Source organism: Janthinobacterium psychrotolerans, assembly GCF_001677885.1.
In the GTDB taxonomy this organism is placed as follows: domain Bacteria; phylum Pseudomonadota; class Gammaproteobacteria; order Burkholderiales; family Burkholderiaceae_D; genus Janthinobacterium; species Janthinobacterium psychrotolerans.
Genome location: NZ_LOCQ01000047.1, coordinates 55,455 through 70,522 on the forward strand (window position 1 = coordinate 55,455; position 15,068 = coordinate 70,522).

Sequence of the window (15,068 nt, forward strand, 5' to 3'; positions counted from 1 at the left end):
CGGCCTTAGCTGGCGCGCTGCATCAGGATCTCGACTGCTGGCAACGTTTTTCCTTCCAGGAATTCCAGGAAAGCGCCGCCACCGGTCGAGATATAACTGATTTTATCGGTAATATCATATTTTGCAATCGCCGCCAGGGTGTCGCCACCGCCGGCGATCGAAAATGCTTTCGACTCGGCAATGGCCAGCGCCAGGGTTTTGGTGCCGTGGCCGAACTGGTCGAATTCGAACACGCCCACCGGGCCGTTCCAGACGATGGTGCCGGCGGCGGCGATTTGTTCCGCCAGCAAGGCCGCCGTTTTCGGGCCGATATCGAGAATCATGTCGTCGTCCGCCACGTCGGCCACGTCCTTGACGGTGGCGGCGGCGGTTGGCGCAAACTCCTTGGCGCACACCACGTCGACGGGAATCGGCACTTGCGCGCCGCGCTGCGCCATGATGTCGATGATGGCCTTGGCTTCCTCGACCAGTTCCGCTTCCACCAGCGACTTGCCGACATTCAAGCCGACCGCCTTCATGAAGGTGTTGGCGATGCCGCCGCCGACGATCAGGTTATCGACCTTGTCGGACAGGGCCTTGAGGATGGTCAGCTTGCTCGACACTTTGGAGCCGGCAACGATGGCCAGCAGCGGGCGGGCCGGCGCGTGCAGCGCCTTGCCCAGCGCGTCCAGTTCGGCCGCCAGCAGCGGGCCGGCGCAGGCGACCGGCGCGAACTTGGCGATGCCGTGGGTCGAGGCTTCGGCGCGGTGGGCGGTGCCGAAGGCGTCGTTGACATAGATATCGCACAGCCTGGCCATTTTTTGCGCCAGTTCATCGCTGTTTTTCTTCTCGCCCTTGTTGACGCGCACGTTTTCCAGCAGCACCACCTGGCCGGCGGCCAGCGACTCCAGGCCGGCGCCATCGATCCAGTCCTGTTTCAGCGCGACTGGCTGGCCCAGCAGCTCGGACAAACGGGCCGCGACGGGCGCCAAGCTGTCGGCCGGCTTGAATTCGCCTTCGGTCGGACGGCCCAGGTGCGAGGTGACCATGACGGCGGCGCCAGCGTCCAGCGCGGCGCGAATCGCCGGCACCGAGGCGCGGATGCGGGTATCTTCGGTAATCTTGCCACTGTCATCCTGCGGCACGTTCAAGTCGGCGCGGATAAAGACGCGCTTGCCTTGCAGGGCGTTTTGGTCGATCAAATCTTGCAGACGGATGAAGTTGAGAACAGCTGACATGGCGATCCAGATGACGAGTGGAAGGAAGTGCGCTATTTTACCGCAAGCACCAGCGCAATTCGCTGATTTGTCCCGCTTTACTGAAAAACATGCAACAAACGCAATCCGGTGAAAACCAGCATGCCAAACACGATGGTTTGCAGCATATTGCGTCGTATCAAATAAAAAATCGTCGCGGCAATACCGGACAGCAGCTTGGGGTTGAGCAGGTCGAGCTGCAGCTGGGCGCTGTCCATCAGGAGGTCGGGCGCGATAATGGCCGCCAGCGCGCAGGCCGGCGCAAAGCGCAGCATCTCATTGACGCGCCTGGGGATGGTGATGTGGTGGCCGACCAGCCAGAAGGTGCTGCGGGTGGCGGCCGTGGCCAGCACCAGCACCACGATGGTGGCCCAGACGTCGAAGCTGTCCATGTTGATTGCATCAGCCATGCTGGTTCTTCCATTTTTCAGTCAGTTCTTCCACCGCCATGGCGCTCAGCATGCCGGCCAGCACCGCCACCAGCAGGCCCAGCTTATAAGGCAGGCGAAACGCCGCCACCGCCACCGCGCCCGACACCAGCACACCGCACAGGGCCGCGCGCCCCAGCACCAGCGGCACCGTCACGCAGATGATGGCCAGCGTGCCCGCAAAGCCCAGGCCCCATTCGGCGGGCACGGCCGCGCCGAGGAAAATACCGGCCAGCGAGCCGACCTGCCAGGCGGTCCAGTTCGGGTAGATCAGCCCTTTTAAAAACGGCACCTTGCCCGCATCGGGCGTTTCCAGCGGGTAGCGCTTCATGAACAGGCCGACCGCGATATCGCCGGAAATATAGCCGAGCGCCAGGCGCTGGCGCCACGGCAGGTGGGAAAAATGCGGTGCCAGCAGGGCCGAAAAGATCACGAAGCGCAGGTTGACCACCAGCGCGGTGGCAAAGATCACCCAGATCGGCGCGTGCGCGGCCAACAGCGGCAGGGACGCAAGCTGGGCCGAGCCGGCAAATACCAGCAAGGTCATCACGCCAGCCTGCGTGACCGTCAGGCCGCTTTTGACCATGGCGATGCCGACCACCATGCCCCAGGCGGCGATGCCGATCAGGGTCGGCGCGCCCAGCAGCAGGCCTTCGCGAAACGACTGGCGCTCGGCGGTGGTGCTCAAACGGCACCTCGAACGGCAAAGTGTATTATGCGCACAACGGCGGCGCAGGCCAACGGCAGCGCGCCTGGCGTGAAAAAGACGGTATCAGGGTTCATGGTGGCGGCCTGCGCGCGCGCTTTTCACATGAAAACGGCGCCCTGCCCTAGCGGATCAAGCCGCCATTCTACGGATGAATTTTCCTGCCTGCGCGAATCCGTTAAAATCGTGGTTTTTGCACGCCGCGTTTTCACCCTAACTTTATTATTTTAGCCTCACGGAGCATGACAAGATGACAAACACCACCCAGCCAGCGGTCGAACTCGACGGTAAAGACCTGCCAGCCCACTGCCCTAATCCGGCCATGCCGCTGTGGTCGTCGCATCCGCGCGTGTTCCTCGAATTTGACAACCATGGCACGGCCAAGTGCCCGTACTGCGGCACGGCCTACAAACTGAAACCAGGCGCCAGCGCCGGCCACCACTAAGAACACCTGACAAAACTGCTGCGCGTCGGTATTTGTGGCCTGCGATGCTCACCGCCTCGGCGGCCCCGTACTCTGTACGGTTGCGCTTCTCAGCCACAACTCCCTTCCGCTCGCTACGGTTTTGTTAGGCGTTCCAGGCCCTCATAAAATTAACCATCAAGCCCCAAGACCGGAGTCGTCATGAAAAGTGTGAAGGAATTGAATGGCAGCGCCGCCGAAGTCGAGGTGGCTTTCTACGATGCCCTCAACCGCGCCGATCTCGATGCGCTGATGGCGCTGTGGGCCGACGATGAAGAAATCGTCTGCATCCATCCGGGCGGCGCGCGCCTGATCGGCCATGCCGCCATCCGCGCCTCGTGGGAAGCCGTGCTGGCCGGCGGCGGCCTGCACATCCTGCCGACCCAGCTGCATGAAACGCATAATCTGATGAGCTCGGTTCATACGGTGGTCGAAGGCAGCACCGCCAGCGAAGGCGCGGCCGCGCACTTGCTGGCCACCAATGTCTATGTAAAAACCCCGCGTGGCTGGCGCATCGTGCTGCACCATGTCTCGATCGCCCCCGGCGCCGCACCGTCGGACGCGGCCGGAGCGCAGATCCTCCATTAAGTCATCGATGCACTACCGCGCGCCATTCTGGCTGCCCGGCGGCCATCTGCAAACCATCGCGCCGGCCGTCTGGTTTGCCAAGCCGCCGGTGGCGTTCCGGCGCGAACGCTGGCAGGCGCCCGATGGCGATTTTGTCGACGTCGACCTGATCGACGGCCAGCCGGGGCAGCCTTTCGTGGTGCTGTTCCATGGCCTGGAAGGCTCTTCCGACAGCCACTATGCGCGCGCCCTGATGGCGCAGGTGGCGCAGCGCGGCTGGTCGGGCGCGGTGCCGCACTTTCGCGGCTGTTCGGGCGAGGCCAACCTGGGGCCGCGCTTCTATCATTCGGGCGACGCCGAGGAAGTGGACTGGGTGCTGCGCCGCTTGCGCCAGCGCGCCAGCGGCAGGTTTTACGCGGCCGGCGTCTCGCTGGGCGGCAACGCCCTGCTGTGCTGGCTGGGACAGTCGCGGCACGGCGCCGAGTTTGTCGACGCGGCGGCGGCCGTGTCGGCCCCGCTGGACCTGGCGCAGGGTGGCAAAGCCTTGTCTGCCGGCGCCAACCGCCTGTACACGCGCATGTTCCTGCAGACCCTGAAACCGAAATGCCTGGCCAAGCTGGAGCAGTTTCCCGGCCTGTTCGAGCGCGAGGCCATGCTGGCCGCGCGCGACCTGCATGCGTTCGACAATGCAGTGACGGCGCCGCTGCACGGCTACCGCGACGCCGACGACTACTGGCACCGCGCCAGCGCCAAACACGTGTTGCACGACATCACCGTGCCGACCCTGGTGCTCAACGCCCTGAACGATCCGTTCCTGCCGGGCCGGCATTTGCCGCGCAGCGCTGCGCCGGCGGTAGTGCTCGAGTATCCGCGCCATGGCGGCCATGTCGGCTTTGCCGGCAACAACCTCGATTGGCTGCCGCAGCGCCTGCTGCAGTTCTTCGAACGAGGCAGCGCGGCGACACCGTTGGCGCAAAGCTGTCAGGCTGGCCACATCGACCACCCTGCGAAAGCTGCCCTACATGGATGACCTCGTTAAACAGGCGATGGCCAAATGGCCAAATGTGCCCCACTGCTACGGCTGGCTGGGGCTCGACGCGCGCGGCGGCTGGCGCATGCGCGACGAGCGCGCCCAGCAATCGCAGCTGCCCGGCGACAAGATCGCCCACGCCGCCCTGCTCGGCTTTATCAATCGCAACTATTCCCATGATGAACGCGGCTGCTGGTTCTTCCAGAACGGTCCGCAGCGCGTCTACCTGAACCTGGAAGCAACGCCTTTTATTGCCCGCAGCGATCCGCAGCAAGGCTTTGTGCTGCAGACAGGCGCCGCACTGGCGGCGGTCGACGCGGCATTTCTGTGCGATAACGGTGCGCTGATCCTGCGGCAGGGCGACATCGTCGCCCAGGTCGATGACCGCGACATGGCGCAGGTGATGGCGTTACTGCGCCTCGACGGCCAGCCGGTGGGCGACGAGGCCCTGCTGGCCTGGCTGGAACACGCCACTGGCAAGCTGACCTTGCAGCATGGCGGCCAGGCCATTCCGGTGCAGCCGCTGGCCCATGAGCAGGTGCCGCGGCATTTCGGCTTCCAGCGTGCGCCGCAGCCGGCATAACTACGACTTCTGATCCTTGAGCTGCTCGCGGCGTTTTTCCTGCAGCTCGCGTTCGCGCGCGTCGATCACGGCCTGGTCATAAAAGGTGGCGTCGGTCGACTTGCGGGCGATCGTCAGCTGGTCCAGCGCGGCCATGGTGGCGCCCTGCAAGACATACGATTCGGCCAGCGCGATATGCTGCAAGGTGCGCTTGCCCTGGGTCGCATAGGCCCTGGCCAGCAGGTCATGCAGTTCCGGCTCTTCCTTGTATAGCTGCACCTGCTCGCGCAAATAGACGGTGGCCTTGTCGAGCTGCTTGTCGGCGATCAGCGCTTCCGCATACTGATAGGCGATGCCGCGCGACAGCGGAAAGCGGTGGCGCGCGGCGTCCGCCGCCTTGACCGCTCGCGGCGCGACTTCCGGTTTTTGCGCCGGCATCAACAGCACTTCCAGTTCCATCGCCGCCAGCAGCGAGTTGGGTCCTTGCGTGCCGCCCGAAGTAAATACATTGGCCCCGGCTGGCTGGTGCAGGGCCGCATTGGCCGCATCGAGTTCGGCCTGGGCCTCAAGCGTCTTGCCCTCTTTGATGGCGATAAACGCCAGGCCATAATGGGCGGCCGTCACCTGGAAGCGGCTTTGCTGTTCCAGCTGGGTCTTGAAGGTTGCTTTCGCGTTCAGCAGACCCTGCATGCTTTCATCCTGCAGCACGCGGGCGCGCGCCCGCGCCAGGTGAAAGTTCAGGCTGTCGGGCCGCTGCTTGTAGGGCTGCTCGCGGATGCGCGCCTGGATATCGGCGATGCGCTCGGTGGTCAATGGGTGGGTCTGCAAATACGCCGGCATCAGGTCGCTGTACGAGCGGCTGGCCGCCTGCATGCGGCCAAAGAAGGCCACCATGCCGGTGGTGTCGAAACCGGCTTCGCCCATGATCTGGAAACCGATGCGGTCGGCCTCGCGTTCGGCGTCGCGGCCGAAATTGAGCTGGCGCTGGATCGCCAGGCCCTGGCCGGCGGCGAACACGCCCATCGCCACGTCGCCGCCGGCGCGCGAGGCCAGCGCCGCCAGCAAGATGGCCGCCAGCGGCATCAGGGCATCCTGGCGCTGCTGGCCCAGCATGCGCGCGATATGGCGCTGCGCCACATGGCCGATCTCGTGCGACAGCACGGAAGCGAGTTCCGCCTCGGTCTGCGCGGCCAGCAGCAAGGCCGAGTGCACGCCGATAAAGCCGCCCGGCAAGGCAAACGCGTTCAGCTGCGGATCGCGCACGACAAAGAAGAAATAGTCGTAGCTGGTTTCGCCGCGCACGCTGGGGCGCGCCGCCACCAGCGCATTGCCGAAGGTATTCATGTATTCCAGCAAAGGCGCATCATCGAGATAATCGCGGTCGCCACGGATGCCGCGAATGATCTCTTCGCCCACCTTGCGCTCCATCGCCGGCGACAGGTCTTCGCGCGAGGTGTCGCCCAGGGTCGGCAGATTCGGCGTGGGTGCCAGCGGCAGCGGCGTCCAGTTGGCAGCGGGCGTTGCCGGCTTGGCCGGCGTGGCGGCGGGCGCCGGCGTTTGCGCCAGCGCCAATGGGGCGGCCAGCAGCAAGGCCGCCAGCGTGCCGGCTTTTAAACAAGCCATCGGATAAAAAGGGTGGGATTTCACGGCTGCTATCATAACCCGTAAGCGCGATCATTTTCCACGCGTGCGCCGCCCCCTATAATGGTGGCAAGAATAATTGCGAACATCGAGCCGACACCATGAGCATACCCGAGCAAGACGCGCCCGCTGGCGCACTGACCCACTTCGACGCCACCGGCCAGGCCCATATGGTTGACGTCGGCGGCAAGGACGACACGCGCCGCAGCGCCGTGGCGGCCGGCACCATCCGCATGCAACCGGCCACCTTGGCCATCATTGTCAAAGGCAACGCCAAAAAAGGCGACGTGCTGGGCATCGCCCGCATCGCCGCCATCATGGGCGCCAAGCGCACCAGCGATCTGATTCCGCTATGCCACCCGCTGGCGATCACGCGCGTGACGGTCGACTTCGAGATTGACGAAGCGGCCAGCAGCGTCCACTGCCGCGCCCAGGTCGACACGACCGGCAAGACCGGCGTGGAAATGGAAGCGCTGACGTCGGTGCAGATAGGCCTGCTGACCATCTACGACATGTGCAAGGCGGTCGACCGCGGCATGGTGATGACCAATGTGCGGGTGCTGGAAAAGCATGGCGGCAAGTCAGGCGACTGGACGGCCGCGGTGTAGACGCAGCTCATTGAGCAGCCATAGCGCGCAGCCCAGGCACAGCACGATGACCGCCATCGACAGCGGCAAGTGAAATTGTTCCAGCCCCGCCAGCGCAAAGCCGGCGTGGATCACGAAGGTGGCCAGGCCCAGCGCGGCGCAGATGGCGGCGTACAGGCGCGCGCGCGGCAGCGCCAGCAGCACTTGCCGGTAGCCGGCCAGCACCACGGCAATCGCCGCCAGGTTAAAGACCAGGAAGCCCTGCACGCCGCCCGGCAGGTAGAACATTTCCCATTCACGCCAGTAGGCGGCGTCGATCTGATGCAGGATCAGGCATAACATGGTCCAGAAGTAGCTGCGCGCCATGGCGTATTTCATGATGATTAATATTGCCCGATTGTAAAACAAAACGGGCAAGCTGTCGGCGCTTTTTGCTTCACAGGGCGGCTACGGCCGTCGCAATATTGTTGCGCAAGATCGCTTCCCTGGCCGCCGTATTGGTGACCGTGGTGCTGTTGAACCAGGTCAGGCTGCTGCTGCCCGCATCCATCCTCATGGTGATGGTCTGGCCGGCGAGACCGGTGCCCAAGTCGGGCGCCAGAGTCAGCGTGATATTGCCATTTTCGACACCGGCGCTGGCCACTTCGCGCGTCGCGCTGAAGGCGGGAATCGGGCTGGGCCTGGCTTCGGTGGTGGTGCTGCAGGCGGCCGCTTCGCCGCCATTTTCCTGCACACACAAGGCCACCGCCGTCTTCAGGGGCGCCGCGGCCGCCAGCACATTGCTGATCTTGGCCCGCATGGTGTAGTCGCTGTATTGCGGGATCGCCACGGCCGCCAGGATGCCGGCGATCGCCACCACGATCATCAGTTCTATCAGGGTAAATCCGGACTGCGCGCGCATGGTTTCCTCCTGTTGTCAGATGCTCACCAAGGGGAAAGTGCAAGCGCCATGCCAGCGCCACGCACGGGCTACGCCGGGAAGCAAGGCAAGAAAAGCGACGCGGCGCGTCCTGTTTGCGCCCGCCGCCGTCGCCGCGCGACCAGAATGGCCGTGGCTGCCAGACAATAAAAAAAGGAGCCGCAGCTCCTTTTTTATACCACTGTTACCAGGCTGTGATTACAGCATGGCTTTCAGCAGACGCGCCATTTCCGACGGGTTCTTGGTGACGGTGATGCCGCACGCTTCCATGATTTCCAGCTTGGCTTGTGCCGTGTCGGCGCCGCCCGAGATCAGCGCGCCGGCGTGGCCCATGCGCTTGCCTGGAGGCGCGGTGACGCCGGCGATAAAGCCGACCACCGGTTTTTTCATGTTGTCCTTGATCCAATACGCGGCATTGGCTTCGTCAGGACCGCCGATTTCGCCGATCATGATGACCGCGTCGGTATCCGGATCGTCGTTGAACATCTTCATGATGTCGATGTGCTTGAGGCCGTTGATCGGGTCGCCGCCGATGCCGACTGCCGACGATTGGCCCAGGCCCAGTGCGGTCAACTGACCCACTGCTTCATAGGTCAGGGTGCCCGAACGCGATACCACGCCGATGCGGCCCTTTTTATGGATGTGGCCTGGCATGATGCCGATCTTGATTTCGTCTGGCGTGATCAGGCCTGGGCAGTTAGGGCCCAGCAGCAAGGTTTTGCTGCCCGACTTGGCCATGCGGTCTTTCAACGCCATCATGTCGCGTACTGGAATGCCTTCGGTGATGCAAATGGCCAGATCCATTTCAGCTTCGACAGCTTCCCAGATCGCGGCGGCAGCGCCTGCTGGCGGCACGTAGATCACGGAAACATTGGCGCCGGTTTCTTTTTTCGCTTCGGTGACGCTGGCGAAAATAGGAATGCCTTCGAAATCTTCGCCGGCTTTCTTCGGGTTCACGCCTGCCACGAAGGCAGCTTTGCCGTTCGCGTAGTCGCGGCAACCGCGGGTGTGGAACTGGCCGGTCTTGCCGGTGATCCCTTGGGTAACGACTTTGGTATCTTTATTGATCAGAATGGACATGTTGATTCCTTAATTAAGCTTGACCGGCAGCAGCGGCAACGACACTCTTGGCTGCATCTTCCATGGTGTCGGCTGCGATGATAGGCAGACCGGAATCGGCCAGCATCTTTTTGCCCAGGTCTTCGTTGGTGCCCTTCATGCGCACCACCAGCGGCACGTTCAGCGAGACGGCCTTGACCGCGGCGATAACGCCTTCGGCGATCACGTCGCAACGCATGATGCCGCCGAAAATGTTCACCAGGATGGCTTTCAGGCCCGGGTTTTTCAGCATGATCTTGAACGCTTCGGTCACTTTTTCGGCCGTGGCGCCGCCGCCGACGTCGAGGAAGTTGGCTGGCTCGCCGCCGAACAGTTTGATGGTGTCCATGGTGGCCATGGCCAGGCCGGCGCCGTTCACCAGGCAGCCGATGTTGCCGTCGAGCGAAATGTAAGCCAGGTCGAATTTCGACGCTTCGATTTCAGCCGGATCTTCTTCGTCCAGGTCGCGCAGGGCGACGATTTCCGGATGGCGGAACAGCGCGTTCGGGTCGAAGTTGAACTTGGCGTCCAGCGCGATGACCTTGCCGCTGCCGGTGACGATCAGCGGATTGATTTCGGCCAGCGAGCAATCGGTTTCCCAGTAGGCTTTGTACAGGCCTTGCAGGTTGACGCGGGCGTCGACGATGGAACCGGCAGGCACGCCGATTTTGGTGGCGATATCGTCTGCCTGGGCATCGGTCAGGCCAACGCTAGGCTCGATGGTGACATGATGGATTTTTTCAGGATGGCTCTCGGCCACTTCTTCAATGTCCATGCCGCCTTCGGACGAGGCCATCAGCACGATCTTCTGGGTCACGCGGTCGGTGACCAGCGAGACGTACAGTTCCTGTTTGATATCGGCGCCTTCTTCCACCAGCAGGCGGTTGACTTTCTGGCCTTCGGCGCTGGTCTGGTGCGTGATCAGCTGCATGCCCATGATCTGGTCAGCATATTCTTTGACCTGTTCGATCGATTTTGCCACTTTCACGCCGCCGCCCTTGCCACGGCCACCTGCGTGGATCTGCGCCTTGACAACCCATACCGGGCCGCCCAGGGTTTCCGCAGCCTTGACGGCTTCGTCGACGGACATGCACGCAATGCCGCGCGGTACCGTCACTCCGTGCTGCCGGAGGATTTCTTTGGCTTGATACTCATGGATTTTCATGCTGGCTTCCCTTCTGATACTGATTTGTAAAAATACGGTTAGTGGTGCAAAAAAAACAGGAAAAACAGCGCCGGGGTCACGCTTTGGCTACCCAGCGCGGGTAATACCGTGCAACCGCCCCACCATCGGTGCGCAGGGCATGGCATTTGTCGAGTTGAAACGGCTTTTCATGCGGCAAATCAGCATTCTCGCCGTCGCGGGTCGACCAGACATCGCCGGCAAATGCCTGAACCGTTGCAGTCGGCAAGACTTGCGCCAGTTCGGTCAAATGGGTACAGCCAGCGATTCCCGCCAGGCGCTGTTTCAAGTCGCGGCGGAAATTCTTCAACAAATTCAATCCGATCAGCGCCCTGTAAGCGGGGCCGATGGTATCGCAAAAACCGGGATAGGGCACGGCATCGGAGGCAGCTTCGGCCTCGACAATGGTCAGCGCGTGATCGACGGTAATGCGTAAATGGAGGTCATGCAGCGGGGCGCCGGCGGCACGCGGGCCGGAAGCCAGGTTGGCGTCAAACGATTTGATGTCGGTGATATGCGCGTCGATATCCCACAGGCCGTCGTCGCGCACATACGCTTGGACGTCGATAACGCGGGAGTGCCGTAAGGCGCGCCGGGAGACGGGAGTTGACAGGGGCATAGACCGATGCCGCTTGCGCGGCGTAATTAGTAAGCAGCCATGTGCATAAAGCACGCCGTTCGCAGCTTCTACGAACAGCAACCGCACCTGCGGCGCCGCAAAAACCCTAAAAGTGTAGCACATTGCGCGCTGGTTGCGCCGCAACATAATTTTTCACGGTCCAGATAAAAGCAATTCAAATTATAAAAATAAACCGGCTTTTTTCAGCAAGTCATTCGACTCATGAATGATTGATATCATAAAAGTCACGGCAGGGTTAATCGGCCACGCCCAGCGCTTGCAGGATGGGCAGCACAGTGACGTGGAAGTTGTCCGCATGCCTGAGCAGCTCGGCCAGATTGTCTTCCTCGCTGGTCAACGGCAAGCCATCGCGCATCATGGTTTGCCCCAGTGCGCGGAACGGCGGCCAGGCAAAGCGAACCCAGGCTTGCGGCGTGACATGGCCTTCGAGCCGGGCCAACAGAAACAACTGTTGCAAATGAAACACACCGATACCGCCGCCCGTCACCGGACTGGCGAGCGCAGCCAGGTCGATGCGCCCGAGTGCTTTTTCCAGCAGATGCCGGTTCAGCCTGGCCGTGGCCGGCCGTGCCAGCGCAATCGCCGCATCATCCTGCACTGGAGCAATGCAGGATTTATGCGCCAGCACCAGCAGCATCTGCAGCAAACTACCGAGCTCGGCCACCTTCTCCGGCAGGCGCTGCTGCAGTTCGCCGATGCTGTGCGGCTGGTAGTCACCGAGCAATGCCAGCAGCGGTGCATAGCTGTCGTGGTCCATCTCGGCTTCGCCCAGGGCGCCCGTCACCTTCATGCTGATCTGCTCAAATGGCGCCACCAGCAGGATGCGTACCGCCCGCAAGGCGGTAGCCTGCTCATGCGCATTGAGCCGGCGGCTGCCCTTGACCCAGTAATCCTGGCGGAACTGGCGGTTGACCATGAAGTCCGTGGTGGTCTCGCGAAAGGTGGCGTCGGGAATCTGTGCCAGGAACTCGATCTGCTCGGGCGACAGGTTCAGCGGCGGCACGTGGTCGGGATAGGTGGCCGACCCGGCGAAGTCGAGCTTGGCGGCGGCCAGCACCGGCCTGATGGCCGCGAACGACACCGGCTGCCAGTAATGATTGAAATACTCGTGCGACAGGTAATTCGGATCCTGCTCGCCGAGCTGCTGCAGCCGCACGGCGATGGTGGGATTGGCCTGCAGGTAGCGCGGCCTGGTGTCCATCATGCGGTTGACAAAGGACAGCGCGCTGCTCACGCGCGCCAGGGAATCCTGGCCCGGGGCGCTCAGCACGCGGCTGTGCTGCTCCATCAGGTCGCGGATCGGCGCCATCGCCGCCCAGCCCGCCTGGGTGTTGTAGCTGATGTACAGCACGCCACCGGGCTTGAGCTTGCGCGCCAGGAAGTCGGCGATATGTGCCTGGTTTTCCGGCGAAATCCAGCTCCAGATGCCGTGCAGGGCGATGAAATCGAAGTCGGGCAGGTCGGCGCGCGTGCAAAACTCCTGGAACGACTGCTCGCACAAGACGGCGCCGTTGCCCGACACCTCGGCCAGTTCCTGCGCAAAAGCGGTCTGGGCCGGATTGAAGTCATTGCCATACCAGCGCGTGCCGGACGCCGCCGCATGGATATTGACGCTCATGCCCTGGCCAAAACCGAGCTCGCAGGCGGTGCCGACCCTGGGCGGCTGCACCCCCCAGTTCAGCAGCAGCAGCTGCGTGCGCAGCGGATTCAATTCCGTGTAGTAGCCGTACGTGTATGCGGTTTCGGCCGTGTAGCCGGCATGCCAGTTGCTCATCAGCTGTCCAGTATCCCATGATAGAACGTGCCGGCGCGCACCACGCGTCACCGCCCATGGGCAGAATAACTGATCCTTGCCTGCAAGTTAACAATTATTGATCGTCGTCCGGGTCCAGGCCTTTCAGGGCCACTTGCACCGCGCGCTGGGAAAAGCCGCGCTGCATCAGGAAGCGCATCTGCTTGTTGCGCTGTTCGGCGTCCTGCGCCACCGTGCCGAACTTGCGGCGCCATACCTCGCAGGCGCGTTCGGTCTCGCCTTCGGCCAGGCCGGCCTTGAGTTCCTGCAGCGCTTCGCCCTGGATGCCATGGCTTTGCAGTTCGGCCATGATGCGGCTGTTGCCGAAGCGCGCCGAACGGCGGTGGATCAGCGACTCGGAAAAGCGTTCCTGCGACAGCCAATTGGCCTGTTCCAGGCTGTCGAGCAAGGCTTCCACATCGTCGCCTTCCTCGGCATGGCGCTGCAGCTTGCGGCGCAACTCCATGCGACTGTGTTCGCGCATCGACAGAAAGCGCAAGGCCCTGCCCTTCAGGCTCAATTGCACTCTGGCCATATTTCCACCTTGTTTCTGATTGAGCTATTACTGCTATCCAAACACAATCGCCGCCCGGCGCAAAAACGCGAGGCGGCGATCATGGTACTGCGTCTTGCACGTTTTGTGCGTAGGTCGGATTAGGCCGCAGGCCGTAATCCGACAACACCCACAGGCGCCAACAATGTTGTCGGATAGGCCGCAGGCCATAATCCGACAACACCCACAGGCGCCAACAATGTTGTCGGATAGGCCGCAGGCCATAATCCAACAACACCCACAGGCGCCAACAATGTTGTCGGATAGGCCGCAGGCCATAATCCAACAACACCCACAGGCGCCAACAATGTTGTCGGATTACGCGCGAAGCGCTAATCCGACCTACACCGACCTACTCTGGCTTGGCTTCTGCTACCTTGGCAGCTTTGTCAGCTTTTTCAGGCTTTTCAGGCTTTTCAGCGGCCAGCGGCGGCAGTTCGCGCACGCCCAGCGAGGCGCGCACCTTGTTCTCGATCTCACGCGCCAAGGCCGGACGCTCTTGCAGGAAGGCGCGGGCGTTGTCCTTGCCCTGGCCGATGCGCTCGCCATTGTAGCTGTACCAGGAACCGGATTTCTCGACGATCTTCGCGTCGGAGCCGAGGTCGAGGATTTCGCCTTCGCGCGAGGTGCCTGCGCCGTACAGGATGTCGAAGTGCGCTTCCTTGAACGGTGGCGCGATCTTGTTCTTGACGACCTTGACCTTGGTTTCGTTGCCGATCACTTCGTCGCCCGACTTGATCGAGCCGGTGCGGCGGATATCGAGCCGCACGGAAGCGTAGAATTTCAGCGCATTGCCGCCGGTGGTGGTTTCCGGGCTGCCGAACATCACGCCGATCTTCATGCGGATCTGGTTGATGAAGATGACCAGAGTGTTGGTGCGGTTGATCGAGCCAGTCAGCTTGCGCAGCGCTTGCGACATCAATCGCGCCTGCAGGCCTGGCAGCGAGTCGCCCATGTCGCCTTCGATCTCGGCGCGTGGCGTCAGCGCCGCCACCGAATCGATGACCACCAGGTCGACGCTGCCCGAACGCACCAGGGCGTCGCAGATTTCCAGCGCCTGCTCACCCGTATCCGGTTGCGAGATCAGCAGTTCGTGCAGGTTTACGCCCAGCTTCTGGGCGTAGCCGACGTCCAGCGCGTGCTCGGCGTCGATAAAGGCGCAGGTACCGCCCAGTTTTTGCATTTCGGCGATGGTTTGCAGGGTCAGCGTGGTTTTACCCGACGACTCAGGACCGTAGATTTCCACCACGCGGCCGCGCGGCAAGCCGCCTACGCCCAGCGCGATATCGAGGCCGAGCGAACCGGTCGACACGACTTGCACTTCTTCGATCGGCGCGCTGGCATCCATGCGCATGACCGAACCTTTGCCAAACTGCTTCTCGATCTGCGCCAGCGCGGCGGCCAGCGCCTTGGCTTTTTCCGATGCGGGTACTACAGCTTTTTTATCGTCCATTGTGTTCTTTCAGCCCGAACTGGCGCATAGATGTAAAGGGGTGCAGCACTAAATTCATCACAGACACTACTGTATAAAAAAACAGTGCTTAATGCAAGCGGAACGTGCATTTGATTTGAAACAGATCATGACAAGGCGGTTTTTCATAAATATTCGCCACCTTGCGCGAAATGAAACACAATACACACTTCTGATGTCGCAAGCTTAGGAA

Annotated in this window: 17 protein-coding genes; 5 read left to right on the forward strand and 12 right to left on the reverse strand. The window is 62.3% G+C overall.

Annotated elements, in window-relative coordinates:
• Positions 1-5 precede the first annotated feature (5 nt).
• From ASR47_RS06480 to ASR47_RS06490, 3 genes are all read right to left on the reverse strand, one after another.
• Positions 6-1,217: a phosphoglycerate kinase gene (locus tag ASR47_RS06480; RefSeq protein ID WP_065306939.1), complete on the reverse strand. Its 1,212-nt coding sequence runs from the start codon at positions 1,215-1,217 to the stop codon at positions 6-8.
• Between the two features lie 77 nt (positions 1,218-1,294).
• Positions 1,295-1,645, reverse strand: a complete 351-nt coding sequence (locus tag ASR47_RS06485) for an AzlD domain-containing protein (protein ID WP_425402721.1) — start codon at positions 1,643-1,645, stop codon at positions 1,295-1,297.
• On the reverse strand, positions 1,638-2,351 hold the full coding sequence (locus ASR47_RS06490; protein WP_065306940.1) for an AzlC family ABC transporter permease: 714 nt from the start codon (positions 2,349-2,351) through the stop codon (positions 1,638-1,640). Before ASR47_RS06490 ends, ASR47_RS06485 begins: the two co-directional genes overlap by 8 nt.
• A gap of 268 nt (positions 2,352-2,619) precedes the next feature.
• On the opposite strand from ASR47_RS06490, the gene ASR47_RS06495 reads away from it, so the two are divergent.
• The 4 genes from ASR47_RS06495 (at position 2,620) to ASR47_RS06510 (ending at position 5,012) form a co-directional block, all read left to right on the forward strand.
• Positions 2,620-2,814: a zinc-finger domain-containing protein gene (locus tag ASR47_RS06495; protein WP_065306941.1), complete on the forward strand. Its 195-nt coding sequence runs from the start codon at positions 2,620-2,622 to the stop codon at positions 2,812-2,814.
• Between the two features lie 180 nt (positions 2,815-2,994).
• Positions 2,995-3,420, forward strand: a complete 426-nt coding sequence (locus ASR47_RS06500) for a YybH family protein (RefSeq protein WP_065306942.1) — start codon at positions 2,995-2,997, stop codon at positions 3,418-3,420.
• A 7-nt stretch (positions 3,421-3,427) separates the two neighbouring features.
• The gene (locus ASR47_RS06505; RefSeq protein WP_065306943.1) at positions 3,428-4,429 is read left to right on the forward strand and encodes a YheT family hydrolase; all 1,002 of its coding nucleotides are present in this window, start codon (positions 3,428-3,430) and stop codon (positions 4,427-4,429) included.
• A complete protein-coding gene (locus tag ASR47_RS06510) occupies positions 4,422-5,012 on the forward strand; it encodes a DUF2946 family protein (RefSeq protein WP_065306944.1) in 591 nt (196 codons plus the stop codon). Before ASR47_RS06505 ends, ASR47_RS06510 begins: the two co-directional genes overlap by 8 nt.
• On the opposite strand, the gene ASR47_RS06515 is transcribed toward ASR47_RS06510, so the two are convergent.
• The gene (locus tag ASR47_RS06515) at positions 5,013-6,614 is read right to left on the reverse strand and encodes a M48 family metalloprotease (protein WP_065306945.1); all 1,602 of its coding nucleotides are present in this window, start codon (positions 6,612-6,614) and stop codon (positions 5,013-5,015) included.
• A 119-nt stretch (positions 6,615-6,733) separates the two neighbouring features.
• Between ASR47_RS06515 and moaC the strand changes: the two genes are divergently transcribed.
• Complete coding sequence (gene moaC / locus ASR47_RS06520; protein ID WP_065306946.1) at positions 6,734-7,240, forward strand: cyclic pyranopterin monophosphate synthase MoaC; 507 nt, start codon at positions 6,734-6,736, stop codon at positions 7,238-7,240.
• On the opposite strand, the gene ASR47_RS06525 is transcribed toward moaC, so the two are convergent.
• The 8 genes from ASR47_RS06525 to recA all read right to left on the reverse strand — a co-directional run bounded on the left by ASR47_RS06525 (position 7,214) and on the right by recA (position 14,857).
• On the reverse strand, positions 7,214-7,597 hold the full coding sequence (locus tag ASR47_RS06525) for a DUF6713 family protein (RefSeq protein ID WP_217270537.1): 384 nt from the start codon (positions 7,595-7,597) through the stop codon (positions 7,214-7,216). The two genes, moaC and ASR47_RS06525, sit on opposite strands and share 27 nt — an antisense overlap.
• Positions 7,598-7,655: 58 nt before the next feature.
• Entirely contained in the window at positions 7,656-8,120 is a 465-nt protein-coding gene (locus ASR47_RS06530; protein ID WP_065306948.1) for a pilin, read from the reverse strand.
• A 216-nt stretch (positions 8,121-8,336) separates the two neighbouring features.
• Positions 8,337-9,218, reverse strand: coding sequence for a succinate--CoA ligase subunit alpha (gene sucD / locus ASR47_RS06535; RefSeq protein WP_065306949.1), 882 nt, complete (start codon positions 9,216-9,218; stop codon positions 8,337-8,339).
• A gap of 13 nt (positions 9,219-9,231) precedes the next feature.
• The gene (gene sucC, locus ASR47_RS06540; protein ID WP_065306950.1) at positions 9,232-10,401 is read right to left on the reverse strand and encodes an ADP-forming succinate--CoA ligase subunit beta; all 1,170 of its coding nucleotides are present in this window, start codon (positions 10,399-10,401) and stop codon (positions 9,232-9,234) included.
• Between the two features lie 76 nt (positions 10,402-10,477).
• Positions 10,478-11,038: a DUF2889 domain-containing protein gene (locus ASR47_RS06545; RefSeq protein WP_065306951.1), complete on the reverse strand. Its 561-nt coding sequence runs from the start codon at positions 11,036-11,038 to the stop codon at positions 10,478-10,480.
• A gap of 256 nt (positions 11,039-11,294) precedes the next feature.
• Positions 11,295-12,833 (reverse strand): class I SAM-dependent methyltransferase, encoded by a 1,539-nt coding sequence (locus ASR47_RS06550; protein ID WP_065306952.1) that lies wholly within the window; start codon positions 12,831-12,833, stop codon positions 11,295-11,297.
• A gap of 94 nt (positions 12,834-12,927) precedes the next feature.
• Entirely contained in the window at positions 12,928-13,386 is a 459-nt protein-coding gene (gene recX / locus ASR47_RS06555; RefSeq protein WP_065306953.1) for a recombination regulator RecX, read from the reverse strand.
• A 370-nt stretch (positions 13,387-13,756) separates the two neighbouring features.
• The gene (gene recA, locus ASR47_RS06560) at positions 13,757-14,857 is read right to left on the reverse strand and encodes a recombinase RecA (protein ID WP_065306954.1); all 1,101 of its coding nucleotides are present in this window, start codon (positions 14,855-14,857) and stop codon (positions 13,757-13,759) included.
• Between the last annotated feature and the right edge of the window lie 211 nt (positions 14,858-15,068).